We start from the raw sequence: 18,058 nt of genomic DNA, 5'->3' as shown, positions 1-18,058 counted from the left end.
CCTCACCGTTTAACCATGAGTGGTGCACTTATTATCTGAATTCGGGCCTCTTTTGAACTGACTCGCCTGCACGGTAAGCGGGTCACTGAAGTCTTACAATCAATCGATGCTTGCGAGAATGAAGATGCAATCTGTTTAACAGAGATTGATTCATTTGATATCGAAGAAGTGTTTAGTCAAGGTCTAAGTGATGAAGTCATTGATGCCTACTTTGCCTCGAAAGAGGAGGCGGCCACGGACCAAGTCGGTAAGGCGCCAAGCTCTCACGTTGATAACAAAGTGACACCAGCGGTTGACGCAGATGCTGATAGCGATCTGAATGCAAAGTTTGTATCTGCTAATGCTGAGTCGAGCTACGCTTATAAACCAACTGCAGAAGGCAAAGTTCTTACCCGCAGTAAGCTGACGGATATAAATGGTCAACCTCTTGTTGGTGTAAGTTATTTCTCCGCAAACTCTATAGGTTTAACGGATGATAATGGTGAGTTTGAATACCTTTGGGGTGATACCTTAACCTTTGGTATTGACACTTTTGAATTTGGTAAGGTTGTTGGTAATAAAGTTGACTATAAGCTAACCGATGTAACGGATAATGATGTCACGAAAGCCAATATCCAGGCACTCATTGAGCGTTATGCTGTAAACTTGAATGGTAAGTTTGAAATTACCACAGAGATCAGGGATACGTTTGCTATGTATCCAAACGTAATTAATGAGCTTATCAACCTTTCACTGCCAAATGGCGGAAAGCTTGAGGGTTCTGACTTTAATTTGCCCAATGAGTTCGATGAACAGTTCAGTAAAGGTTTGACTGCCTGGATAGATCAAGAATTACGTCAGCCGATGGCATTCAGTTATTCGCAATCTCAACCACAGGTTTTTTCGTTAGATAATGGTGAATACGTAACTGAATCATTAAATGCCATTTTTCGCGATGTAAATACATTCCATGTATTTAATGATAACGGCAGTTTTTACGGTGCAACCGGTTATACTCGTGGCATGCGGGCATTGAATCTTTCCAATCGCGCGTTTCCTATGATGATGCCGCGCTCTGATATAAACCGTGAACTTGATTTTGGTGAACCACAAGCGTGGACCCGCGAGGGGCGCCCTTATATCGCGACTTGGCCGGGTATTGATATGCCTGCGATTCCAACAGTGAGTAAAGACAACGCAACCTTTGGCTTCCCATTTGTTACAGCAGGTGAGATTGGCCAAGGTAAGATTGTGATGATGGGAAATGGATTGTACCCAAGCATTCTTTCATGCCCGGACAATTATTGGAATAACCGTTCTGTTAAGATCGACAGTTCGGCTAAGAGCTGTACTTCCACTAAGGTTGAAAACCCAAAGCATGATGACCATGGCAGTATGAAGCAGTTCTTTGTTAACTTGTTCCAGTGGTTTAATAATAATAACCCAACACAAGGTATCGCTATTGGTACTAACATAGATAAAGCATATTTTGCTCATGCCAATAGTGGCTTAGGGATGCAATATGACTTTTTTGTTAGTCCTGATTTCGGTTTTGGTGAGCTTACTCAACTGAGTAAAGGTAGCTTTAACAATATTTCAGCCAAAGCCACCCCGATTTTGATTTTGCAGGCATATCCACCAAAACTGATCCAAGATGGGATGACAAATCAGTTCGTGGCAGATTTGGATAATCCGAACCTGACTCAAAGTGATGTTACGGCACTAATCAAGTATGTGAATGACGGCGGTAATATCTTGTTTATGGATGCCATTCAAACCGCAAACCCAGAGCCGATTGGTCGATTGGCCGATGCGGCGGGTATCTCTGTCGGCGGCCAAAATGTGACCCCGACAAATCAAGCATTTTGTGGCAGTTCTTATTATTGTCAGGAAGCCTATCCAAACCTGCATGTAAAAGGTGGTTCCGAGATGGTGGTTTTGGAGCGCTTTCAAGACCATGAGGGTAAGCAGCCATTTACTGTCAATCAGGATGGCACTGTCGAGTGGATCAAAGATGAAACCAAGATCAAATTTGAGATCCCGACTTATGAGGTACCTAAGTTAAATGCCGACGGTAATCCAGAGTTTGATCCGCAAGGCAACCCTGTAATGTTGAAAAAACATGCTCGTATCTTTGTCAATACAGCTGAAGAACGTGAAGCGGCAATCGCAGAGCTTCAAGCTGCCTTTGAAGGCACGCCAGTGTGTAACAATGCCTACGAGTATGAGTTTAACTGTATTGAAACTCGTTCCGGACATGGTTACACAGTTCGTGGTGCCTATCACCGGCCGGATTTTGACCGTTATGAAGTGAGTAAAGATGTTGTCGAAAGTATGGTGAAAGCCGCAAACCTGGGCGCGAACTTTACCGCATTATACAAGCATGAGCTTTACTACCGCACCAAAGGCAAACAAGGTAGTCGTTTATCAGCGACCGAGCTGAATCAAACTTACGATAATCTGGCGATTTGGATGTGGAATGACAACCCTTACCGTTATGAGACAGAAATTCAAGATGAACTGGGCTTTAAACAAGCGGTGCAGTTCCTGAACTGTTACACGGACGATAAGCATCAAGCTGATACCCAGGAAGCCAAATGTCCGCTGGATTTGAAAGCCTCCCTGGTCAGTAACGGCATGATCTATGGTGCTGGTGACCTCGAAGGTCAAATGAATCCCAGTTATCCATTGAACTATATGGAAAAACCATTAACCCGAATCATGTTGGGACGTTCATTCTGGGATCATGACATTGTTGTCGATACCACTCAATATCCGGGACGCACCCCCGGGGTGGTGTCTAACGGCACAGCTCACATTCAAACGGATGGTAAAGCTGTCACCTACTCTGCAAGTAATAATCAATCCACAGGTTACTGGGCTCCTCAACTGCAAGAGGTGACCATTACCGGGGGAGTGGAAGCGACCATTACTGTCATGATGGCAGATGATCTAACGGGTAGGCCAAACCATGAGTTGGGTTTAAAGCGTCCACCACGGATGCAAACCAGCTACGACTATAATGGTGTACGTAAGTCCTTTAAAACGCCTTATGGTGGTTTGATTTATATTCAGCCCAAAGAGCAGGGGCTAGGCGAAGTTACCTTTAACCTGGAAGGAGTAGAAACCGCAGCATGGTGGAAGGAGGGGCAATGGATACACAGCCTGGAGTCCGCAACGGCACCTATTGCTGAAATTGATACCGGGTCATTTATTTACACTACGCCGGTACAGAATGTGCAGTTGATGAATGTCGATAAATTCGCTGCGGATATGAACCGTTTTGCTGAGGCAGCAAGCGATTTCTATGGTCGTGATGAAAGAACTGATGAAGGCCGGCATCGCCGCTTTACCTACACAGATCTGAAAGAGTTCCGTCATCGCTTTGTTAACGATGTGCAGATCTCCATTGGTGCTGCGCACTCGGGTTACCCTGTGATGAACTCTGGCTTTAACGCCGATGCCACTAGTGTTCCAACCAATGCCATAAATGATTGGTTGCTGTGGCATGAAGTGGGGCACAACCTAGCTTCTGCTCCTTTTAATGCTCCCGGCAGTACAGAAGTTACCAATAACCTGTTGGCGTTGTATATGCAGGAGCTTGAGGGCCGTAATGACAATCCTCGAATGGATCGTATAGCGGCTGATATCCAAAAAGCGCCATTGTGGCTTGATGGCAATGCCGGTCATGCCTGGTCCCATGGTGATGCGGGGATGCGTTTGGTGATGTTCGGTCAACTTAAACTTTGGGCCAAAGCACACTTTAAAATTGATGACTGGTACTCAGATTCGGAGGATAAACCATCCATCTATGGTGCAGATGAAGGTTGGAATATGTTCAAGTTGATGCATCGTAAGGCTCGCGGCGACGTGCAAGGTGATAATGGCGGTATAAACTACTGTAGTTCACAGGCAACGGGCTTATCTAACGGTGATCTTATGATGGTATGCAGCTCATACGTGTCCGGTTACGACTTACGTGACTTCTTTACCACTTGGAATGTTGGTGAAACTTCTATGACCAACCCGGATGGGAGCAAAGTGTACAGTGGTGGGATCAGCCATAAAGGTCTTAGTACACTAGACCAACTCAAGTTGAGCAAGCCAACAAAGGATCCGCTGGCAGTTAACTCCCTCAATTAGGATATTTAATTGATTAACGATAAATCCCTCAACCTAGGTTGGGGGATTTTTATGCATTTTGATTACCTGAGGTGAACCAATCAAAATAGCGCAACGGAGTGCTGAGTGGCGGTTGCTGGTGCCGAATAGACAGATGCCGACAGGTTACTGATTAACGTCATGACTTTCAACGGATTAATCATTCACCTGCCCATTATTCTTTTGGTTACTCATCAAGGATATAGATGGCGCTCTGACAAGAGCCCCAAGTGCCTGACGGAAATTTTTTAGTTGCAAAAAGTCGGCCTCAAGAACAGAGGCCGATATTGTGCGGAAGTGATTTGAAATGTAGAAATTAAGCTAAAACTTATCTCTGGAACTGATAAACACTGCCGAGTTTCATTATCTGAGTCAGTTCATCCAGTGCGGTACGGGACTCGACTATCAATTGTGGATCGGCCAAGTCTGCGGGTAACAAGCGATCGCGGTAGTGTTTGTCCACCCAGGCGTTGAGGCGAGTAAACAGGTTATCGTCGAGCAGAACGTGCTGATTGATGGCTGCCAACTCGGCATCATTCATAGCCACCCTCAGGCGAAGGCAAGCTGGGCCACCACCGTTTTGCATGCTTTGTTTAACATCAAAGTATTCAACTTTCTGAATTGGTGTATCCAGAGTCAGCAATTCATCCAGGTAGGCTTTTACCGCTGGATTCTCGGCACAGTCGGTTGGCGCTATGATAACCATCTTGCCGTCACTCATGCTCAATAGCTGAGTGTTAAACAGGTAGGATTTGACCGCATCCTGAATACTGACTTTGGCGGTCGGTACTTCAATGAAATGGATATCACCTTCCAACTTGGCGCGGATCTCTGCCAGCTTGGCCTTGGTATCGACAAAGGCCTGCTCGTGATGGAAAAGCACATTGCGGTTACCGACAGCGATCACATCATTATGGAATACGCCTTGATCTATCACCTCAGGATTTTGTTGAATAAAGACAGTGTTGTCTTCATCGAGACGATGTAAACGGGCGATTGCCTGCGAGGCTTCCAGCGTTTGTCTGGCGGGAAACTTCTTCGGTCTTATGGCCTGAGGGTTGGTAGCTTCCTGGCCGTAAACAAAGACTTCGACTCCGGCATGACCATATTCCTGACACAGGCGGGTGTGGTTGGCAGCGCCTTCATCACCAAAACTGCTGTGTTCCGGCAGGTGCTGGTGGTGTACAAAATAGCGACTGTCGCTGAAAATGGCCTTGAGAATGTTGCCCGTGGTTTGCGGCTCGATTGAGCGATGCAACTTATCCACCAGGTTGGCCGGCGTAAAGTGCACGCGGCCATCATGGGTATCGGCACTTGGGGATACGGTTGCCGCATTGGCGGTCCACATGCTGGAAGCACTGCAACAGGCTCTGAGAACAGCAGGTGCCTGCGCGGCTGCCTTTTGCAACACTTCTTTATCCGTGCCACTGAAGCCTATTCTGCGCAGTGTATGTAGATCAGGGCGTTCTTGCGGCGCCAGAATGCCCTGGACCATCCCCATGTCGGCCAGGGCCTTGGCCTTTTGCAAGCCCTGTTTGGCCGCCGCCTTGGGGTTGGCTGCCTGGGCGGCATTGTTCAGGGAGGCGACATTGCCGAACGACAGGCCTGCATAGTTGTGGGTGGGGCCCACCAATCCGTCAAAATTCGCTTCAAAATGCTTCATTGCTTGTCCTTTTGGGGTATTTGAGGTTGTTATAGAGGCCCAATCCAGGCCTTGGACTGGCTCCAGTATACTTGAGCCCCAAGGCTTCACAAGTCGACCAGGAAGGCTGCAAAAAGTGCTTTTTCATCACAAATGCATAACTATTACTTGCTTGCCGTGAAATAATGAAATATTAGTTTTTAATTACGCAATATTATTTTGTACAATTTTTTAACCCTGCTTAAAAATTGAGTCGCCGGTACACATAAAAGAGGGATTAACTTGAAAGTCCGTGGACAACCCTCTATATATGGTGCCAATTTTCACCGTTCTGAGATCGTTTGGCGCAAATCACACTATGGGTAAATCGCTAGTTATTGTCGAATCGCCGGCCAAAGCCAAGACTATCAACAAATATCTTGGTAAAGAATTCATCGTTAAGTCGAGTGTGGGTCACATACGTGACTTGCCGACTTCCTCCTCCGCCGACGCCAACGGCAAGGCCAAAAGCGCCGCTGAAGTGCGTAAGATGTCACCTGAAGAAAAGGCCAAGTACAAGAAGGTGAAAGAGAAAAAGGCTCTGGTCGCCCGTATGGGGGTTGATCCTGAGCACGGCTGGAAAGCCAACTACCAAATTCTGCCTGGTAAGGAGAAGGTGGTAAAAGAACTACAAGCGCTGGCCGATTCTGCCGATGAAATCTATCTCGCGACGGATTTGGATAGAGAAGGGGAAGCGATTGCCTGGCACCTGCAGCAGGTAATAGGCGGCGACAATTCGCGTTATAAGCGGGTGGTGTTCAATGAGATCACCAAGAGCGCTATTCAGGATGCTTTCAGCAAACCCAGTGATCTTGACAACAACATGGTCAATGCTCAGCAGGCGCGGAGATTCCTCGACCGAGTCGTGGGCTTTATGGTTTCGCCACTGCTGTGGAAAAAGGTCGCCAGAGGCCTTTCTGCCGGGCGGGTTCAGTCGGTAGCCGTGCGTTTGGTGGTTGAGCGGGAAGCCGAGATCAAAGCCTTCGTGCCGGAAGAGTTCTGGGATCTGCATGCACAATTGGCGACTGCTACCGATGATGCCCTGACCATGCAAGTGGTCAAGCAAAACGGCAAAGCATTTGAGCCGGTTAATGAATCCCAGGCGCTGGCCGCGGTGGCCGCACTGCAATCGGCCAGTTATGAGGTAATTGGCCGCGAAGATAAGGCCACTCAAAGCAAGCCCAGCGCTCCCTTTATTACCTCGACACTGCAACAAGCTGCCAGTACCCGTCTCGGCTTTGGAGTGAAGAAGACAATGATGATGGCCCAGCGTCTCTATGAGGCGGGTCATATCACTTATATGCGTACCGACTCTACCAATCTGAGCCAGGAAGCGCTGGATAACGTCAGAACCATGATTGCCAAAGAGTTCGGCGACAAGTATCTGCCGGATGCACCGATTCGTTATGGCAGCAAAGAGGGCGCACAAGAAGCTCACGAAGCGATTCGCCCTTCAGATGTCTCTGTGCACGCTGCGTCACTGACCGACATGGAGCGTGACGCTCAGCGGCTCTATGAGCTTATCTGGCGCCAGTTTGTTGCCTGTCAGATGACTCCTGCTCAATATGATGCCACCAGACTCACGGTCAAGGCCGGTGAGTTTGAGCTGAAAGCCAGCGGTCGCACCCTGAAATTCGATGGTTGGACCCGGGTACAATCTGCCGTCAAGCGCAAGAATGAAGAAGAAGTCACTCTGCCATATCTGGCCAAGGGCGATAAACTGGATCTGAAACAACTGGATCCCAAACAGCACTTTACCAAGCCACCGGCGCGATACAGTGAAGCCTCTCTGGTTAAAGAATTGGAAAAGCGTGGCATAGGTCGCCCCTCTACGTACGCCACTATTATTTCCACCATCCAGGATCGTGGTTATGTGAAGGTGGAAAACCGCCGTTTCTACGCCGAGAAGATGGGTGAAATTGTCAGTGAACGTCTGGTGGAAAACTTCTCCAACCTGATGAACTATGACTTTACCGCCGGTATGGAGCAGACCTTGGATAACGTCGCTCAGGGGCAACTCGACTGGAAACAGGTGCTTGATGGCTTCTACAAAGATTTTACCAAGCAGTTGCAACATGCTGAGCTGCCACCGGAAGAGGGCGGTATGCGCCCCAACCAGATGGTGCTGACAGATATAGCTTGTCCTACTTGTGGTCGCCAAATGGGGATCCGAACTGGTACTACTGGTGTGTTCCTGGGATGTTCCGGCTATGAGCTGCCACCCAAAGAGCGTTGTAAGACCACGCTGAACCTGACTCCGGGTGAAGAAGCGATTAGCGAGAGTGAAGATGCCGAAACCGAGGCACTCAGAGCCAAGCATCGCTGTGGCATCTGTGGTACTGCCATGGATAGCTATCTGTTGGATGAAACTCGCAAGCTGCATGTTTGTGGTAACAATCCTGCTTGCCCTGGATATGAAGTCGAGAAGGGACAGTTCAAGCTCAAGGGCTACGAAGGCCCTGTAATAGAATGTGACCGCTGCGGCAGTAATATGGAGCTAAAGAACGGTCGTTTCGGTAAGTATTTTGGTTGCACCAACAGTGAGTGCAAAAATACCCGTAAGCTGCTTAAAAATGGTGAGGTGGCGCCGCCTAAGGAAGATCCTATTCCCTTACCTGAGCTCAAGTGCAGCAAGTCAGACGCTCATTTTGTCTTGCGTGATGGGGCTTCAGGCATCTTCCTGGCTGCCAGTACTTTCCCGAGATCCCGCGAAACCCGTGCACCATTGGTCTCTGAGCTGGTGGAGTATCGCGAGTTGCTGTGGCCCAAATATCAGTTCCTGGCCGATGCGCCGGTGAAAGATGATGAAGGTAATCCGACTCTGGTGAAGTTCAGTCGCAAGACTAAAGAGCAGTATGTGGCCAGCGAAGTTGACGGTAAGGCTACCGGCTGGGTTGCTCATTATCGTGATGGCAAGTGGTTTGCTGAAAACACCAAGAAAAAGAAAGCCAAGAGTTAAGTTTCAGGTAAAGACCTGAGTTAAGAAGGCCCTGCCGTTGCAGGGCTTTCTTGTTTCCGGAGGCCTATGTTTGGTCGTCATTGGAAACAACTGTTACCCGCTTGGATTATTCAAGATGGATTTGGCAGAGAGGTAATCGGAGAATAGAGTCTTGATTGGACAGGATTAAGCCAAAAAGCACCCTGAAGGCGCTTTTTGAACTGTGCTTGCCTGAAGCTACTTTAGGTCAAGTTGACGGCTTACCATTTCTTCTTAGGCTGGAACAACACATCGATATCATCTTCATCACTTTTGGTTTTTGGGGCACTGGGCTGAGCCATCTTTTGTGCCCCCATGATTTCATCGAGTAGTTGCTTGGCTTCATCCACTTTGCGGGCAATGAAAGGATCGTTTGGGGTTTGCGCCTTGATGGTATGCAAGGTGCCGAGGGCCTTGGTCACCATCTGCCTCGATGAGCCATATTGTTTCATATAACTGGCGGCACGGGCACGGGATAGCATACTCTCGACATTGATCCTGAGTTGCAGGCTATCGATACGGCCTTCTTCAGTGGAAAAAACAGTAGGATCGACTTTGCCCTTGTTATGCTCGGCACGCAAAATCGCCTTGAGCTTTTTCAAAGTCTGTACCAGTACCAATACCTGACGGTCGTTGTCCGGCAGACGAAAACTCTCTATCGCAGGTGTTTGTTGGGGACTGTTTTGCAGATTGGTGATCAGCGCGTCAAGGTCGGTCAGCCGTCGTTCATAGTCACTCTTTTGGTTGGCTTTACTCAGGGTAACGGCAATTCTTGCGGCATCCTGAATGCGCTTGTAGAGCACCAAAACGATTTGTGAAGAGCATGGAAACATGCCGGTATTGGAGAGAACTTCTTCAGTTTCGTCCAAAATCGCTCGTTGACGAGCCAACTCAGTACGACGTTCGGCCTCGACTCGCTCTTTTTGTTGCTGAATAACATTGATACCGATAACCAGCAAAAGAAGAGCACCTATCAGCAGCAGTACGAGAGTAAATGCCATAGCCTGTCCGTAAATTTTATCATTATGTTAATGCTACAATAAATCAATAAACTAGCCTAGTTATCTTAGCCCAGCACCAGGTATCTGTCCTGAAGATAGCTCGCATTCGCGGCTATATTCCTGTTTGATTTAGTTATTGCTTTATACTATAACCATTAATTATAGATGTCCGGTATTCCAACACTCAATTCTGCTCCTGAATGGGGCTGAAGTTCAAGGATCTAAAGATGAAACTGCAACAGCTCAGATATATTGCAGAAGTGGTTAATCATAACCTCAATGTTTCCGCGACCGCTGAGAACCTTTACACCTCTCAGCCAGGGATCAGTAAGCAGGTACGCATGCTGGAGGATGAACTGGGGATCCAGATCTTCGGGCGCAGCGGCAAACACTTGACTCATGTGACACCGGCCGGCGAGCTGGTCATTAAAATTGCCAACGATATCCTGGGTAAAGTCGAAAGTATCAAGAAGGTGGCTGAAGAATACACTAAGCCGGATCAGGGGGAACTGAACATTGCCACCACAGATACTCAAGCCCGCTACGCTTTGCCACAGATTATCCAGCATTTTATCGAACGTTACCCCAAGGTGAATCTACATATGCATCAAGGTACGCCTTCACAGATAAGCGAAGCAGCTGCCCGTGGTGATGCCGACTTTGCCATTGCCACCGAGGCGATGCATCTTTATTCCGACCTCATCATGTTGCCTTGTTATCACTGGAATCGTTCTGTGGTGGTATCCAGGGATCACCCGCTCGCCAGCCGTAGCCGGATCAGCATTGAAGAATTGGCGCGCTTCCCTCTGGTCACTTATGTGTTTGGTTTTGATAAGGCCTCGGAAATTGAGCGTGGTTTTCATGGGGCGGGGCTTGAGCCCAGGGTCGTTTTCAGTGCCACCAGTGCCGACGTGCTCAAGACGTATGTCAGATTGGGACTCGGGGTGGGCGTAATCGCCTCCATGGCGATCGACCCTGTAATCGATAAGGATCTGGTCGCCATAGACGCCAGCCATCTGTTTGCCCACAGCACCACCAAGATAGGCTTTAGAAAGGGCAGTTTCCTGCGTAGCTACATGTATGATTTTATTGAGCGGTTTGCGCCGCATCTGACCCGGGATGTAGTGGAGAAGGCAGTGGCCCTGCGTGATGCACAGCTGATAGAACAGATGTTTGCTGATGTCGAATTGCCGCTGCGCTGAAACCGCTGCATGAAAGCCTTGTCTTCGGTCTGAGCCGGTTTTATAGACTGACGACAAGTATCAGTTCCGTGCTTTCAGCTTCAACCCTGTAATAGGGAGATTTTTCTTCTCTTTATGCAAAGTCCTTGCTCATTGCTGCGCTATGGTTCGGTTATCCCGGCTGTGCCATGGCGTAAGTGGACGGTGTTTGTCAATAATTAGCATAGCAGCCACCAGTCTAATCCCCTTAGGGGCTAGACTCGTTGTGTATATCTCTGGTTTCACCACTGTGTTAAGTTAGCGTACAGCGTAAGCAGTTGGGGGAAAAAATGAAGATAGTGGTTGTTGGAACAGGTTATGTTGGCCTGTCAAACGCAGTTTTGCTGGCACAACATAATCAGGTGTGGGCGTTGGACATCTCATCAGAAAGAGTGGCAATGGTCAATGCCGGTCGCTCGCCCATAGCCGATGAGCTTATTGAGCAATACTTGGTGAGCAATAAGTTGCAGTTAACTGCCACAACGGACAAAGAGGTCTATCGGGGCGCAGATTATGTGATTATTGCTACGCCAACGGATTACGATCCCAAGACCAATTACTTTGACACCAGCACAGTAGAAGCCGTGGCAGAAGATGTGATAGCGGTTAATTCTGCCGCTTGTATCATCATTAAATCTACTGTGCCTGTTGGTTTTACCAGAGCATTGCGAAACAGGCATGGTACGGCCAATATCATATTCTCACCTGAGTTCTTGCGAGAAGGTAAGGCTTTGTACGATAACCTTTATCCTTCTCGAATTATTGTTGGTGAACGCTCAGAGAGAGCCGAACGATTTGCTCAATTGCTTGTTGACGCAGCGTTAAAGCCAGATATTCCCGTGCTCTTTACCGGTAGTACGGAGGCTGAAGCTATTAAGCTCTTTGCCAATACATATTTAGCTATGCGAGTCGCATATTTCAATGAACTTGACTCTTATGCGGAAACCAATGGCCTGGATCCAAAGCAGATAATAGAGGGGGTGTGTTTGGATCCCCGTATTGGCGGTCATTATAACAATCCTTCATTTGGTTACGGTGGCTACTGTTTGCCTAAAGATACCAAACAACTACTGGCTAACTACAACCAGGTTCCCAACAACCTGATAGCGGCAATCGTTGATGCCAACCGAACCCGTAAGGACTTTATTGCAGATTCCGTCATTGCCAAAAGACCCAAAGTAGTTGGCGTATACCGACTGATCATGAAGTCCGGATCTGATAATTTCCGCGCTTCGGCGGTGCAAGGTGTGATGAAACGAATTAAGGCCAAAGGGATTGAAGTGGTGGTGTATGAACCTGTGCTGGAAAGTGATGAGTTTTTCCGCTCTAGAGTGATACGCGATGTTACTGAATTTAAAAAAGTTTCAGATGTCATTATTTCGAACCGTATGGTTGATGAACTAAAAGATGTTGCGGATAAAGTTTATACCCGGGATCTCTTTGGTAACGATTGAAAGCGGCTTCCCATGCTGAAAGTTAAATGAGAACAGTGGTATGAAATATTTGGTTACCGGCGCAGCCGGTTTTATCGGGGCCCGCGTCTGCGAACGTTTGTGTGAAGCGGGGTTTGAAGTTGTTGGTATCGATAACCTCAATGATTACTACGATATCGGTTTAAAGCAGGCCAGATTGCAAAAACTGGCTGACTTTAACCATTTCCATTTTCAAAAGCTTGATTTGGCTGACAGGGAGGCTATGGCTGAACTCTTTGCCAAAGGTGGTTTTAAGCGGGTCATCCATTTGGGGGCTCAGGCTGGGGTTCGCTATTCAATTGAAAACCCCTATGCTTATGCGGACAGTAATCTTATCGGTACGCTTACTGTGTTGGAGGGCTGCCGTCATCATGGCATTGAACATCTGGTATATGCCTCTTCCAGCTCGGTTTATGGCCTCAACAAGAAGATGCCATTCGCGACGAATGATTCGGTCGACCATCCGGTGTCTTTTTATGCGGCGACTAAGAAAGCCAATGAGATGATGGCACATAGCTATGCGCATCTTTATGGCTTGCCCACAACTGGACTGAGGTTTTTTACTGTCTATGGCCCTTGGGGACGCCCGGATATGGCACCTATGCTGTTCGCCGATGCCATTACTTCTGGCAGGCCCATCAAGGTGTTCAATCAGGGGAATATGAGCCGTGATTTTACTTTTATCGATGATATCGTCGAAGGCATCATCAGAGTGGCAGATAAAGTGCCAATACGGCAGAGCGAATGGACGGTAGAACAGGGCTCCCCGGCAACCAGCAGTGCGCCATATCGTGTTTATAACATAGGTAATGGCAGCCCGGTTCGTTTATTGGATTTTATCAGTGAGCTTGAAGCAGCGCTCGGGCAAAAAGCTGAAAAAATTATGCTGCCTATGCAAGATGGTGATGTCCAGGCCACTTGGGCTGATACCGAAGATCTATATAGTGCCGTGGCTTATAAGCCTAGAGTTGGGATCCGTGAAGGGGTCAAAGCCTTTGCCGATTGGTATAAAGCCTTTTATTGATAAAAGAGCCATAGCGCGCTTCAGAACTGAAACGCGCTATGGCTTTATCTCATCATTTTGCAGTATTCATGCGCCGTATTTAGTTCTCTTTATTTAACCTGTAGTTATCAGCCAGGCTGCCGGTGATGCGGTTGCCTTCTCTGTCCAGCATAAACAGCTGATTTTCCCCTACCAGATATTTACTGCCATCCTCCAGGGTGATTTTGCTGCCGCTGGCATCCCAGGTGAACTTGCCGGTTTCGCTGAATATGCTCTCGTCCTTACCTTGATACACTTGCTGCAGGCGATAGCTGTTATCTTCTTTGAGCGTCAGCGTAGTTTCTATTCCTGAGCAATCTGCACAGGGCAGCAGTCCTTTATAGCTTCCGTCCCAGTCCAGCGAGTTTTGACTGGTATCACCCATTGGTATTTGGGCTGTTTGTTCAGCCGGGGCCGTAGCGGTTTCTGCTGGGCCGTTTGTCCCTGGAGATTGGCTTTCCTGATCTTGGCAAGCAGCCAGACCCAGCGCCATACCACTTGTCATCAACAGCGCAAAAATAGTGGATTTGTTCATGGTTTATTCCCTTAAGTTACCTAAGTTGGCCTTCAGGCTAGCACAGCTGTTTTACCGGGTGTAAGGCTTTTGTCACACCATCTTGGTTATGGTTCAGAGCCTATTCAGTCACGTAACCGGCTTGTTTAAGCAATGCAATCGAAAGGCTATCGTCTTACCGCTTTGACTCCTGCTACAATCCTCATCAATTAATGTTTTTTGTGTACCTTAATGAAAGTTCAATCTCTCCCTTTATCCGGTCTGATATTGTTTACGCCCGAGATTTTTAGTGATGCTCGGGGCTATTTTATGGAGTGCTTTCGAGCCTCTGTCTTTGAAAAAGCCTTGATGGATTCCGGCCAAGATCCAGTCACTCTGGTGCAGGAGAATCACAGCTGTTCTGGCACGGGCGTGCTCAGGGGGCTTCATTTTCAGCGCCAATATCCCCAGGGTAAGTTGATTCGGGTTATCAGCGGTGAGATATACGATATCGCCGTCGATATTCGTCCCCAGTCTCCCACCTTTGGTAAATGGCACGGTTTGCTTTTATCGGCACAAAATCGCTGCCAGTTATGGATCCCACCGGGGTTTGCCCATGGTTTTTATGTGACCAAGGGCCCAGCTGAGGTGCTGTACAAGTGCAGTGATTATTACCAACCTGGCGATGAAGGCGCCATTGTCTGGAACGATGCCGAGTTAGCGATTGACTGGCCGCTGAATATCGCACTGGGTGAGCCATTACTCTCAGCCAAAGATAGACAGGCCAAGCCCTTTAGCGCTCAACACTGGGCTTGAAAACGAACATTTGATAGCAACCACTGACTTCCAATCTTTGGCTTAGAAAATGGTTGGACAACTACAGAATGCCGCCCCCTAAATTAGTATTCGCTTCTTTTTAGATTACAATAATCTGATTTAATCGTTAGTCGCGAATAGGTTTCCTCACTACCTTGGAATAAGCAGCGACAGGCCGTATCCGTCGCTGCTTAACTGTGCCCGTTTGTTAAGGCGCGCTAACCAAAGGCGCCGGCATTCGCGGCACTTGAATCGGGGGAGTGGCTTATCCCACCCCCTTCACCAAGGAAGAGGACTTCCAACATGAAATCAAGTATCCCATCTTTGACCGCGGTGGCGCTGTCTGTTGCCATGGTATTTGGCGCAGCCAGTACCCAAGCGGCGCAGTCGCCATCGGCCGCTCAGCCTCAGGCCGCAACAACCAACGCCTACTGGTGGCCGCAGCAACTGGATCTATCGCCACTGCGTCAGCACGGCGCTGAATCCAATCCCTACGGCACCGATTACGACTATGCCAAGGCTTTTGGCTCTTTGGATTTGGACGCCGTTAAAGCCGACATCAAAACCACGTTGACCACTTCCCAGGACTGGTGGCCTGCCGACTATGGTCACTATGGCCCTTTCTTTATCCGTATGGCCTGGCACAGTGCCGGTGTTTATCGCATCTTTGACGGTCGCGGCGGTGCCAGTGGTGGTCAGCAACGTTTTGAGCCTCTCAACAGTTGGCCCGATAACGTCAGTCTCGACAAGGCTCGCCGCTTACTTTGGCCAATTAAGCAAAAGTATGGCAGCCAGATCTCCTGGGCCGATCTCATGGTACTGGCCGGTAACGTATCCCTGGAGTCCATGGGCTTTAAGACCTTCGGTTTTGCCGGTGGCCGCACTGATGACTGGGAAGCCGAGAAGGTTAATTGGGGCGCCGAGAAACAGTGGCTCGACAATAAACGCCACAATGAAAAAGGTGAGTTGGCAAAACCTTTGGGAGCCACCCAGATGGGACTCATCTATGTGAACCCTGAGGGGCCCAATGGCGTGCCCGATCCCTTGGCATCTGCCCAGGAAATACGCGATACCTTTGGCCGTATGGCCATGAATGATGAAGAAACCGTGGCGCTGATCGCCGGTGGTCACACCTTCGGTAAGGCTCATGGCGCCCATGACCCAGCCAAGTGTGTCGGCGCAGAACCCGCTGCCGCCGGAATAGAGGAGCAGGGCCTTGGCTGGAAAAACCGCTGCGGTAAAGGTCACTCGGAAGATACGGTTTCCAGCGGCCTGGAAGGCGCCTGGTCTTCCAATCCCACCAAGTGGACCATGGAATACTTAACCTGGCTCTATACTTTCGATTGGGTACAAACCAAGAGTCCGGCCGGCCACATTCAATGGATCCCTGCCGATGGCAAGGCCGCCAATTTGGTGCCAGATGCCCATATTCCCGACAAGCGTCATGCTCCTATCATGTTCACCAGTGATATCGCGCTGAAGGAAGACCCTATTTACCGCGAGATCACGACCCGTTTCCTCAATAATCCGGCCGAGTTTGAGCTGGCCTTCGCCAAGGCTTGGTTCAAGTTGACCCATAGAGATATGGGGCCGAAGAGCCGCTACCTGGGTAAAGATGCGCCTTATGAAGATCTGATCTGGCAAGACCCTATCCCAGCCGTCGATCATCAACTGATCGACGCGGCCGATACCAAACAACTGAAAGCGGCTATTTTGGATTCAGGCCTCAGCGTGCCTGAACTGGTGAAAACCGCCTGGGCCGCGGCGTCATCTTTTCGTGGCACAGATATGCGTGGCGGCGCCAATGGTGCCAGAATCGCCCTGAAGCCCCAGCGCGATTGGGCGGCTAATGATCCCAAGGCATTAGCGAAAGTCATTGGTAAACTTGAGAAAATCCAAAAGAATTTCAACAAGAAAGCCAAGGGCGGTAAAAAGGTGTCGCTGGCTGATCTCATTGTCTTGGGCGGCAGTGCAGCCATAGAAAAAGCTGCGGCCGATGCCGGGTTTAAAGTCAATCTTGCCTTTCATCCCGGGCGGATGGACGCGACTCAGGCCCAAACAGATGTAAATTCCTTTGCCGTGCTTGAGCCCAAGGCCGATGGCTTCAGAAACTATTTCAGTGATCAAAGCCCGGCATCACCGGCCGAAGCTCTGATTGAAAAGGCGAACTTCCTTAACCTGACGGTTCCTGAAATGACGGTATTGGTTGGCGGTCTCAGAGTGCTGGATACCAATAGTGGCGGTAGTAAGCATGGGGTGTTCACCCAAAGCCCCGGCAAGCTCAGTAACGATTTCTTCGTTAACCTGCTGGATATGTCTACTCGTTGGGAAAAGGGCGAGGAGCCAGGTCTCTATCAGGGGCTTGATCGTCAGTCCGGCAAACTCAAATGGACGGCTACGCCTGTCGACTTGGTGTTTGGTTCCCATTCAGAACTCAGAGCCGTTGCTGAAGTGTATGCCGCAGACGATGGCAAGACCCGCTTCGTTGAGGACTTTGCCAAAGCCTGGACCAAGGTGATGGAGCTGGATAGGTTCGATTTGCAGTAATCGCTGACGGCTGATGTAAACAAGTCATAGGGGGATAACCATCCCATGAAATCGGCGCAGGCTTTGGCTTTGCGCCGTTTTTTGCTGGATTTTTCCAAATGCCATTTCCATTGGGTTTGAGGATGAGGTATTTGGCCGAATATCCAACTTAAGCTGCCGGCTCGTTGCATACGCAGTTAATTTTTTGGAACCTGACTCTATTGATTCGCTTATCAACGGGCGTGCTATAGAGTCAGATAAAGTTTAGCTCATGGCCAAACAACCAAATTGGCTGATTGGATTGATAAAAAGGGTATAATCCGTGTGGATAAAGCTATTCGCCACTATTGAGGTGGATTGGGGGATTGCCTACAATATCGCGAGTTTTATTTACCCAAGATGAAGATTATGACCGATACCAAAGTACCACCTGCTCTGCCGGATCGCCTTTCTATCAACCCACGCAGCCCACACCATGTGGCTGAAGTGTTTGAGTTCGATGTGGGCATTCGCATCAATGGCAAAGAGCGCAATGACGTGGAAGAGTACTGTATTAGCGAAGGCTGGATTAAAGTCGCTTCTCACAAAGCGCTCGACCGCCGTGGCCAGCCCTTGTTGATGACCATCAAAGGCACAGTAGAAGCCTTTTATAAGTAAGCTTTTTTAACTGTAAATATTTAATAAAGGGCC

The 18,058-nt window shown here is 48.8% G+C and carries 11 protein-coding genes; 8 read left to right on the top strand and 3 right to left on the bottom strand.

The genetic code is table 11. The features are described from left to right. The first annotated feature begins 39 nt into the window (after positions 1-39). The gene (locus RC73_RS17575; protein WP_082014366.1) at positions 40-4,122 is read left to right on the top strand and encodes an SslE/AcfD family lipoprotein zinc metalloprotease; all 4,083 of its coding nucleotides are present in this window, start codon (positions 40-42) and stop codon (positions 4,120-4,122) included. Between the two features lie 346 nt (positions 4,123-4,468). Here RC73_RS17575 and astB read toward each other — a convergent pair whose 3' ends face one another. Then, a complete protein-coding gene (astB, locus tag RC73_RS17570) occupies positions 4,469-5,803 on the bottom strand; it encodes an N-succinylarginine dihydrolase (protein WP_039035874.1) in 1,335 nt (444 codons plus the stop codon). A 337-nt stretch (positions 5,804-6,140) separates the two neighbouring features. On the opposite strand from astB, the gene topA reads away from it, so the two are divergent. After that, complete coding sequence (topA, locus tag RC73_RS17565) at positions 6,141-8,780, top strand: type I DNA topoisomerase (protein ID WP_039035873.1); 2,640 nt, start codon at positions 6,141-6,143, stop codon at positions 8,778-8,780. Between the two features lie 239 nt (positions 8,781-9,019). On the opposite strand, the gene RC73_RS17560 is transcribed toward topA, so the two are convergent. Next, on the bottom strand, positions 9,020-9,799 hold the full coding sequence (locus RC73_RS17560) for a hypothetical protein (RefSeq protein ID WP_039035872.1): 780 nt from the start codon (positions 9,797-9,799) through the stop codon (positions 9,020-9,022). A 227-nt stretch (positions 9,800-10,026) separates the two neighbouring features. Between RC73_RS17560 and cysB the strand changes: the two genes are divergently transcribed. From cysB to RC73_RS17545, 3 genes are all read left to right on the top strand, one after another. Further along, on the top strand, positions 10,027-11,001 hold the full coding sequence (gene cysB / locus RC73_RS17555; RefSeq protein WP_039035871.1) for an HTH-type transcriptional regulator CysB: 975 nt from the start codon (positions 10,027-10,029) through the stop codon (positions 10,999-11,001). 308 nt (positions 11,002-11,309) lie between these two features. Continuing rightward, positions 11,310-12,473 carry a nucleotide sugar dehydrogenase gene (locus RC73_RS17550; protein ID WP_039035870.1) on the top strand — a complete coding sequence of 388 codons (1,164 nt, stop codon included), beginning with the start codon at positions 11,310-11,312 and terminating at the stop codon, positions 12,471-12,473. Between the two features lie 40 nt (positions 12,474-12,513). Continuing rightward, positions 12,514-13,515 (top strand): NAD-dependent epimerase, encoded by a 1,002-nt coding sequence (locus tag RC73_RS17545; RefSeq protein WP_039035869.1) that lies wholly within the window; start codon positions 12,514-12,516, stop codon positions 13,513-13,515. A gap of 79 nt (positions 13,516-13,594) precedes the next feature. On the opposite strand, the gene RC73_RS17540 is transcribed toward RC73_RS17545, so the two are convergent. Then, complete coding sequence (locus RC73_RS17540; protein ID WP_039035868.1) at positions 13,595-14,068, bottom strand: copper resistance protein NlpE; 474 nt, start codon at positions 14,066-14,068, stop codon at positions 13,595-13,597. A gap of 210 nt (positions 14,069-14,278) precedes the next feature. On the opposite strand from RC73_RS17540, the gene rfbC reads away from it, so the two are divergent. The 3 genes from rfbC to RC73_RS17525 all read left to right on the top strand — a co-directional run bounded on the left by rfbC (position 14,279) and on the right by RC73_RS17525 (position 18,025). Next, on the top strand, positions 14,279-14,842 hold the full coding sequence (gene rfbC, locus RC73_RS17535) for a dTDP-4-dehydrorhamnose 3,5-epimerase (RefSeq protein ID WP_039035867.1): 564 nt from the start codon (positions 14,279-14,281) through the stop codon (positions 14,840-14,842). Between the two features lie 303 nt (positions 14,843-15,145). Beyond that, on the top strand, positions 15,146-17,389 hold the full coding sequence (katG, locus tag RC73_RS17530; protein ID WP_039035866.1) for a catalase/peroxidase HPI: 2,244 nt from the start codon (positions 15,146-15,148) through the stop codon (positions 17,387-17,389). A gap of 387 nt (positions 17,390-17,776) precedes the next feature. Continuing rightward, positions 17,777-18,025 (top strand): DUF3297 family protein, encoded by a 249-nt coding sequence (locus RC73_RS17525; protein ID WP_025011888.1) that lies wholly within the window; start codon positions 17,777-17,779, stop codon positions 18,023-18,025. The last annotated feature ends 33 nt before the right edge of the window (positions 18,026-18,058 follow it).

It is taken from the genome of Shewanella sp. ECSMB14102 (genome assembly GCF_000813075.1).
Taxonomy (GTDB): domain Bacteria; phylum Pseudomonadota; class Gammaproteobacteria; order Enterobacterales; family Shewanellaceae; genus Shewanella; species Shewanella indica.
Note: the sequence above shows the minus strand (reverse complement) of the source record. Positions and strands in the feature narration are given on the sequence as shown.